At 64.9% G+C, this 8,453-nt stretch carries 7 protein-coding genes; 5 read left to right on the top strand and 2 right to left on the bottom strand.

The window, feature by feature from the left end; all coding sequences use genetic code 11:
- Positions 1 to 693 precede the first annotated feature (693 nt).
- The 4 genes from FRC96_RS16440 (at position 694) to FRC96_RS16425 (ending at position 6,776) form a co-directional block, all read left to right on the top strand.
- Complete coding sequence (locus FRC96_RS16440) at positions 694 to 1,539, top strand: hypothetical protein (RefSeq protein WP_146976023.1); 846 nt, start codon at positions 694 to 696, stop codon at positions 1,537 to 1,539.
- A gap of 164 nt (positions 1,540 to 1,703) precedes the next feature.
- Positions 1,704 to 3,566: an FHA domain-containing protein gene (locus FRC96_RS16435; RefSeq protein ID WP_146976021.1), complete on the top strand. Its 1,863-nt coding sequence runs from the start codon at positions 1,704 to 1,706 to the stop codon at positions 3,564 to 3,566.
- Between the two features lie 150 nt (positions 3,567 to 3,716).
- The gene (locus FRC96_RS16430; protein ID WP_146976019.1) at positions 3,717 to 4,607 is read left to right on the top strand and encodes a M48 family metallopeptidase; all 891 of its coding nucleotides are present in this window, start codon (positions 3,717 to 3,719) and stop codon (positions 4,605 to 4,607) included.
- Between the two features lie 399 nt (positions 4,608 to 5,006).
- Positions 5,007 to 6,776, top strand: coding sequence for a dynamin family protein (locus FRC96_RS16425; RefSeq protein ID WP_146976017.1), 1,770 nt, complete (start codon positions 5,007 to 5,009; stop codon positions 6,774 to 6,776).
- Positions 6,777 to 6,794: 18 nt separating this feature from the next.
- On the opposite strand, the gene FRC96_RS16420 is transcribed toward FRC96_RS16425, so the two are convergent.
- Positions 6,795 to 7,448, bottom strand: coding sequence for an MBL fold metallo-hydrolase (locus FRC96_RS16420; protein WP_146976015.1), 654 nt, complete (start codon positions 7,446 to 7,448; stop codon positions 6,795 to 6,797).
- An 88-nt stretch (positions 7,449 to 7,536) separates the two neighbouring features.
- Here FRC96_RS16420 and FRC96_RS16415 point away from each other — a divergent pair, with 88 nt between their 5' ends.
- Entirely contained in the window at positions 7,537 to 8,220 is a 684-nt protein-coding gene (locus tag FRC96_RS16415; protein ID WP_146976013.1) for a deoxynucleoside kinase, read from the top strand.
- A gap of 22 nt (positions 8,221 to 8,242) precedes the next feature.
- Here FRC96_RS16415 and FRC96_RS16410 read toward each other — a convergent pair.
- A partial coding sequence (locus FRC96_RS16410; protein WP_230470352.1) for a hypothetical protein occupies positions 8,243 to 8,453 on the bottom strand: 211 nt, incomplete at its 5' end.

The following is an 8,453-nucleotide window of genomic DNA, read 5'->3' as shown; positions in this document are numbered from 1 at the left end:
GGGGGGGGGGTGGGGCGTGCGTTTGAAGCGGCTTAAAGGTAACGAACAGGGCTTCGATATCAAGGTGCCGAGTGCCGAGCGCCCCAGGACGACGCTGGCGCCGAGCGCATCAGGACGACGCTGGCTGCGTCGCTGCGTCGTCGCGGTAGCGCTGCTACAGCTTCATCCCTCACTCCTTGCCAGGCGTCGCCCTGGATGCGCTCGGGTTTGGGGGTTTGCGTTCGTGCAGGTCCTCGTACTGGTAGCTCGTCCACGTCCACGTCCTCGTACTGGTCGCTCGTCCTCGTCCTCGTGCTGGTCCTCGTACTGGTAGCTCGTCCTCGTGCAGGTCCTCGTACTGGTAGCTCGTCCACGTCCTCGTACTGGTAGCTCGTGCAGGTCCTCGTACTGGTAGCTCGTCCACGTCCTCGTACTGGTAGCTCGTGCAGGTCCTCGTCCTCGACCTTGTGCGCCTCCCACCGCACGTACGAATCGACCCACGCCATGAACCCCGGCGTCCCACAACCACCCAACCACCCAACCACCCAACCACAAAGCGCAAACCTCGGCGCCGGTCCGAACCTCCCAACCTCGCGAACCCCCCAACCCCGCGAACCCGCCACCCCCCCACCCCGGTTGTCCCCCCCCACGGAACACCGTATAAGTCCGGCGTGTTTTGGTTGAGACGGTGAACCTCCGAGCAGGGCTTAGGCGATGAGAGATGAGCAGGGGCAGGTGGACGACGAGCTGATGGCGCTGGCGCAGCGGCGCGAGCAGGGCTCGGTGTTGCAGCCGATCTTGATGCTTCTTGTGATCGCGGTGCTGGGGTCGGTGGTCAGCGACTGGCGCAGTGAGATCGCGTACTTCTTTGAGGACAGCGAGCCGGTGGCGCTGGGGGATGTGACGGGCTGGCCGGCGAAGATGCGCGATGAGTCCGGGTGGGAGCCGCCGGTGGCGCATAACACCTTTGTGAGCCTGGAGGGGGTGCCGTCGAGGCGCAGTGAGGGGGGGGACTGGGAGTTTTTTAAGCTCGTGGGCGGCGAGGTCTATGTGCAGCGGGAGGGGCGTCTGGCGGGGATGAGCGCGCTGGAGCGGGAGATGGCGCTGACCTCGGATGAGCCCGGCGACAACGATCGCACGTATTATGAGGGGCAGGGGCGCCTGCTCTCCTTTGCGTCGAGCGGGGAGCGGCTGGCCGGGCTGAAGCGCTTTTACGGGGAGCGCTACGGGATGGCGTTTTGCGAGGATTACGACGCCGCCGGGCTGGAGCGGCTGGCCGAGGAGCGCCGCGAGACGATTCGCCGCAACTGGACGGCTCGCTACCGCGAGGCCACCCCGGAGGAGCGCGCTGAGGAGGGGTGGACCGAGCGGGCGACTGAGGCCGAGGTGCAGCAGGTCTTTGAGAGCGAGCCGCTCTGCGTCAACGCCTACTTCGTGCAGGACGGCCGCCGGCCGATCGATCACTGGTGGTATGCGGTGATGGCGCTTTTGATGGGGCTCTTTGCGGCCTTCAACGTTTACAAACTGGTACGCTGGGGACGGGCCTGGGTCCGGGGTTGAGACGAGTGCCTGGTGTGGGGATGGCGCGGGGGTGGGCGCGATCCTATCCGAGCGTTCAGGCTTGATTGACGCTTATGAGGGGGCCGCCTTATGATGCGGCCCTGTAAGAGTGATGCGGCATTACGGGCCGATCGAATAGAGCGACGAGCGCAGGAGTAGTGGCGGTGGCGAAGCTTGTGTACACGGACGCGTCTGGCAGAGAGATGAGCGTGGAGCTTGGGCCTCAGGCCCCGGTGGTCTCGATCGGACGAGCGACAGATTGCACGATTCGCTCCAATCGAAAGAGCGTCTCGAGGCATCACGCGGAGTTCCATTATTCGAATGGGCGCTATGAGATCGTCGATCTCAACAGCTCCAACGGCACCTACCTGATGATCAACGACGAGCGTAAGCCGGTGACCTCGTCGGAGTTTTTGCAGGATCAGGATGAGGTGTGGTGCGGGGACTTCATCCTGCGTTTCTATCAGGACGCCAGCCAGCAGCCGGGTGGTCAGAAGCCGGCGGCCGCGCCCCAGCTCAACGGCAACTACGGGGGCGGAGGCCTGGAGGTGGAGCAGGGCTACGGGGCCAACCGCGTCACCCAGGACTTTGGCCAGGACGAGGTCGGGGGCTTCGGGCAGGGTGGGTTTGGCCAGGGCCAGAATCCGAACCAGGGCGGCGCACAGCAGGGCTTTGGTCAGAACTCCTACGACTCGGGCATGGGAGCGGGTCAGCATCAGGGCGGTGTCAGCGGCGGCCAGAACGGCTTTGGGCAGACCCCCTACGACGCGGGCATGGGAGCGGGGCAGAATCAGGGCGGGTTTGGTCAAAACGGCTTCGACCAGGGCGGCTTCGATCAGGGCGGCGACGAGGATGATGGGGGCGGCGTCAGCTTTGGGGTGAGCGCCGGGGGCGGGCAGTACGCCGGGCTCAATGAGGCTTCGGCGGGTTATGATGACGTCCTGGAGATCGATCCGCGGGAGCTGGCCAGTGAGGTCAGCGAGGTCGACCCGTACGCGGGCGGAGGCGTCAGCGCAGGCGGCGTCGATGTGGCGCGCCTGCAGGACGAGAAGCGGGCCATTGAGGAGCTTGCGGCGCGTCAGGCCGATGAGATCGAGGGGCTTCGTCGTCAGCTCGAAGAGGCCCAGCTCGCCGCGCCGCAGAGCGGTGATCATGGCGAGGCGGAGCGTTTGAACGCCGAGCTCCGAGAGGCCCTTGAGGAGAAAGAGCGCCTGAGCACCGAGCTCCGAGAGACCCGCGAGGCCTCCCAGGAGGCGATCATCGAGCGGGAGCGGGGCGAAGATCTCGATCGTCGTCTGCAGGAGGCCACCTCCCGCATCGACGAGCTGCGCGCGCGCGCCGAGACGGCTGAGTCGCAGCTCGATACGCGCGATGCGGATATGGCGCTGCTGGAGCGGGAGCTTGAGCGCGCCCAGGAAGAGTTGCGCGCCTCGCGCGGCGGCGGTCAGGCCCGCGAAGAGCTGGAGGCCGCCCGCAAGGAGGCCGCCCGCCAGGAGCGGCTGCTCGGGGAGTTTGAGCGGCGTAACCGCGACTTGCAGGCCGAGCAGGTCGAGCTCAACGCCGAGATCGAGGCGTTGCGCGCGGCCGCCGTCGACGTCGGCGGCAGACTGGAGGCGGCGCAGGCCGAGCTTGCCAGCCTTGGCGAGGAGCTTGAGGGGCTGCGCGCCGAGCGCGACACGCTCCAGGGGCGCGCGGAGGCGGCCGAGGGCAGCCTGGAAGAAGCGCGCGCAGCGCGCGCCTCGCTCGAATCGCTGGAGCGCGATCTGCGCGGGGAGATCGAGGGCCTCAAGCAGCGCCTCAAACTGGAGCGGGAGCGCGCCCGCAGTGGCGAGCAGGCCGCGCCGGGCTTTGATGCCGGCGCGTTGCGCGCGAAGATGGAGAGCCTCGACCGCATCGTCGACGCCATTGAGCGCACCGATCTGCAACCGCTCTCGACGGTGGACCGCGTGCGCTTACAGTCAGCCATCCGCGACACCGCGCCCCGCCGCACGCTCAAAGAGATGATGGACGCGCTGAGCGAAGGCTGAGGCGCGCAGGTTTCCCTGAAGAGTGGGAGTAGCCTTGAGGGGCACAGAGGTTATGCTCTGCAGCCTCAGTGCGTGTGGGGCGATAGGGATTGGATCTTGTGGCGGCGCGCCATCTTTTAAAGGGTGCGCCAGCCTTTGCCTGGCGATGCGATGACTGCTTACGACTTCGACTTTCTCACCTACATCAACCGTCAGAATCAGGGGCGAAGCGGCCGCGATGAGAAGACCGGCTTTGGCGAGTACGCCTTTGCCGGCGATCTGCGGGTGCTGCGCCGCCTCGATCGCCTGCGCCCGGTGCGCATCGTGGTCGAGGCCACGGTGCGCTTCTGGAAGGCGGTGCAGAAAAACGCCCTGCTCGGGAGCAGCGTGAAGGTCAACCGCCGGCAGTTCCCTGAGCTGCATAACCTGGTGGTGGAGTGCGCCGAGACGCTCGATATCGCCGTGCCCACGGTCTACGTGGCGCAGAACCTGGCGAGCCTCAACGCGGGCACCTACGGCACCGACGATGAGGCTTTTATCGTGCTCAACTCCGCGCTGGTCGATCGCCTGAGCCCCGAGGAGCTCAAGTTTGTGATCGGTCATGAGTGCGGCCACATCCAGAACAACCACGTCGTCTACCACACCGCGGCGAACTTCCTCTCCCAGGGCGTCATCACCTTTGTGAAATGGGCGGCGGTGCCCGCTCGCCTGGCGCTCAACGGCTGGAGTCGGCGCGGGGAGATCACCTGCGATCGGGCCGGGCTGATCTGCTGTCGCGACGAGCAGGTCGCGCTGCGCGTGATGATGAAGCTCGCGCTGGGGAGCGAGAAACTTTTTGAACAGATCGATCTCGACGAATACTTAAGTCAGGTCGATGGCATCAAAGAAGGCGTGGGGCGTTTTCAAGAATACCTGGCGTCGCACCCTTATCTTCCAAAGCGTGTGCGGGCACTTCAGCTCTTTGCAAAGAGCGCGTATTACCGCGAGCTCATCAACGAGCGCGGTGGTCAGGCGCTCGACGAGGTTGACAGAGAGGTGGAGAACGTCATACAAGTGTTGTGAACCTTTGAGGGTTTAAAAGTGCAATGCTTTCAAAGGTTTACAAGCCCGCGCAAGGCGCGGCGAGGAGTCAGTATTCGTCGTTCGTTTGCCCTTAAGGTTGGGCGCTTCATCCCGGCGATGCTCGGGTCTCCAGTGTTGACTAACGTGAGGAATCGGCCGTCGGCGGTCGAGGGAGGGCATCGGGCGCACAGCGTCCCGGTGTTCAGGCCTCGGCTCACCCGGTGGTGACGACGGCCTCGCGGGGTGTCAGCCAGGTGCGATCCGACACGGGGATGAGCCATGCCACAACACGTAGGTGCAGCGAGGATACGGCGGAAGATCGTCCTTGCCCGGTTCTTGCGCGGGTTTTTCATTTATGGCCGTGGGCTCACGGCAAGGGCGTACTGATCAGGAGGATGGATGACGCAGCAGGCTGAGGCAGAGGCGCAGGTGAGCGTCAACCGGGGGCATGTCACCGGTTACCTCGATGAGCTGGCGGAGATGGCGCAGCGCAGCGGGTTGCGCTCGATCCACCAGGAGGTGGTCGAGGAGCGGCTTCCGGCGCTGGAAGCCGGGCAGGTCTCGCTGGTGGTGTTGGGGGAGTTCAACCACGGCAAATCCACGGTGGTCAACGCGCTCCTGGGTCAGGAGGTGCTGCCGATGGGCATCACGCCGACCACCGCGGTGATCACCCACCTTGTGCACGCCGATGCCCCGCGCGCGGCGATCAAAGAGCGGCGCGGAGGTGCGCTGCGTGAGGTCAGCTACGAGGGCCTTGGCGAGCTGATTCGCCATGAGGAAGAGAGCGCCGAAGAGCCCGAGTATGTGGAGATCGGCTACCCCAACGACTTTTTGAGCGAGGGGCTGATCCTGGTGGACACGCCCGGGGTCAACGACATCTCGCGCCAGAAGGTGGAGATCACCTACGGGTACCTGCCCCGCGCCGATGTGATCTTGTACGTGCTCGACGCCACGCAGGTGCTCAAGAAGAGCGAGGTCAGCTTCATTCGCGACCGCCTCTTAAAGGCCAACCGCGACCGCATCCTCTTTGTGCTGGGCAAGCTCGACGCGCTCAGCGAAGACGAAGCCAGGGAGGTTGAGGCCTACGCCCGCCAGCGCCTGGAGACCTTGATCGGGCCGGTGGAGTTGTTTGCGTTCTCGGCCCGTGCCGCGCTCGACGCGCAGAAGAAGGGGCAGGCGCCCTCCGGGGAGTTCGAGGCCTTTCGCAGCTACGTGCAGCAGTTTGTGCGCGAGCGCAAAGAGGCCATCGTGCTCGACAGCGCGCTGGGCGGCGCGCTGCGCATTGCGGCGATGATCGAGCAGAACCTGGCCATCAAACGGCAGGGCTATCGCCTGGAGCAGGCCGAGCTTGAGGAGCGCATCCGCGCGGTGCACGCCCGGCTTAAAGAGAGCCGGCGGGTGATCAGCGAGAACCTCGATCGGGTCGATGAGCGCAGCGCCGGGATCGCGGCGACTGCACGCCATAACCTGCGGGTCTTTGCCGATGGGTTCGCCGAGGCGCTGCCGGTGCAGGTGGAGCGGGCCGAGGCCAAAGATGTGAAGCGCTACCTCTCGCGCTGGATTCAGGACACCTTCCAGAAGTGGCTCGAAGACGAGGGTCAGGAGATCGCCCAGGGGCTCGAAGCGCTCGCTGAAGAGACGATCGAGGTGACCAACCAGTCGATGCGCGAGGTGGTGGGAGCGCTGCGCGAGGAGCTGGGGATGGGCGAGGGCCTGGACCTGGAGATCGACACGATCGGGTATGATGTGAGCGTGTTTGCCCTGGGCACGCTCGGGGTCTCGGTCTGGCTCTTTGCCAACGCGCTGGTGGGTGGGGTGCTCACGCTGGCCACGCCCATCCTGGCGATGGTGCTCAAGGGCAAGGGCGATGAGCGCCTCAAAGATCGCGCCAAAGAAGAAGGTGTGGCCGCGGTGCGGGAGGCCACCGAGGCCATTGAGGCCGAGCTGATGCGTATGATTCACAGCTACAGCGACCGGCTCAAAGAGTTCATCGAGCACGCCGGCGATCGCCTCTACGGCCAGATCGAGGAGGCGCTGGAGCAGGTGCAGAGCGATCGGGAAGCCGAGGGCGACCGCGACAAGCTCATCGCCGAGGTCGACGCGCGCGCCGATGAGGTGCGCCGGCTCGCGCGCATGATCAAAGCCACGCGCGAGCGGCTGGTGGTCTGAGAGCGGGGGGCAGACGCGTTAGAAGCCCTGCATAAAGGGGTTGTAACGCTTCTCCTGGCCGATGGTCGTGGCCGGCCCGTGACCGGGGAGCACCTGTGTCGCATCGGGCAGGCTCTTGAGGCGCTCCAGCGACGCGCGCATCTGCTCGATGCTGGAGCCGGGCAGGTCGACGCGGCCGATGCTCCCGGCGAAGAGCACGTCGCCGCCAAAGAAGAGATCGAGCTCCTTAAAATAAAAGCCCACCGAGCCCGGGCTGTGCCCGGGCACGTAGAGTACCTCGGCCTGGAGATCGCCTACCTTCAAGGTCTGGCCGTCGCTTAAGTCGTGATCGATGGGGGGAAGATCGCCCAGCGCCGCAAAGCCGAACATCTGCGCTTGCTGCGGCGCGGCGCGGTAAAGCGGCATGTCGTCGGGGTGCATGTAGACCGGCACGCCGCTGGCCTGCGCGATCTCTGGGAGCCCGGCGATATGATCGATATGCGCGTGGGTCTGCCACACCGCTTTGAGGGTAAGTCCTTGATCTTTAAGATCTTTTAGGACGGTCTGGGCCTGGCCGCCGGCGTCGATGAGCACGGCCTCATTTGTGCGCGTGCAGGCGATGGCGTAGATAGAGGTCTGCAGGGGGCCGACGACCCAGGTCAGGATCATGAAGGCGGGGGAGGTCTCACTCATGGGTGGGTCCGAAGAAGCTGAAGTTAGAGGCCCCTATGCGGGCCGATGAATGGTGTTGGTAGGCGCGCCGGGCGCCAAAAGAGAGACGATGACACAGCCACAGGATACTCGCCAGATCATCGAGGTCGACCGCACCTCCGAGCTGGGCCGGGAGGCCGCCGGCAAGCGCCGCTACATCGCGGTGGCCGGCAATATCGGCGCCGGAAAAAGCTCGCTGGTCGAGTTTTTATGCCAGCGCTACGACATCAAGCCCTACTTCGAGCCCAACGAGGAGAACCCCTACCTCGAGGATTTTTACGCGAACATGAAGCAGTGGAGCTTCGCCAGCCAGATTTACTTTCTGACGGCGAAGTTCAAGCTGCACCTGGACCTCGATCAGACCACGCACAGCGTGATCCAGGATCGCACGATCTGGGAGGACGCCGAGATCTTTGCGGAGAACCTCTACCGTAAGAAGCTGATGACGGAGCGCGATTATCGCACCTACCGCCAGCTTTATGAGGCGGTGCACTCGCAGATTCAGCCCCCGGATCTGATGATTTACCTGCGCTGCCCGATCCGCGCGGTCAAAAAACGCATCAAGCTGCGGGGGCGCGAGATGGAAAAGAATATCCCGACGGCGTATCTCAAGCAGCTCGATAAGCTCTACGAGGGGTGGATCGCCAACTACGATCTCTCACCGGTGGTGATCATCCCCAGCCATGAGCTCGATTACGTGACCGACCTGGTGGACTGCCACGACATCCTCACCACGATCGAGAAGTACCTCTGAGGCACAAAACGAGAGGGGGGCTTCAGGCCAGAAAGAGGGCCCAGGCCAGCACGATCAGCGCGATGAAGACGGCGATGATGCCCCCGATGACCCAGAGTTGCCCCTCGGAGTCGTTGTCGGCCTTGTGGCGCTGCGTCTGATGGTGGTTCAGGGGTTGGGCGCGGGCCGGCCGCGCGAGTTCGGCGCCGGGCGCGTCGGCGCGCGGGGTGCTCAAGGCGCGCACATCACAAACA

The organism is Lujinxingia vulgaris (assembly GCF_007997005.1).
Lineage (GTDB): Bacteria > Myxococcota_A > Bradymonadia > Bradymonadales > Bradymonadaceae > Lujinxingia.
This window is presented reverse-complemented; position numbering and strand designations above follow the sequence as displayed.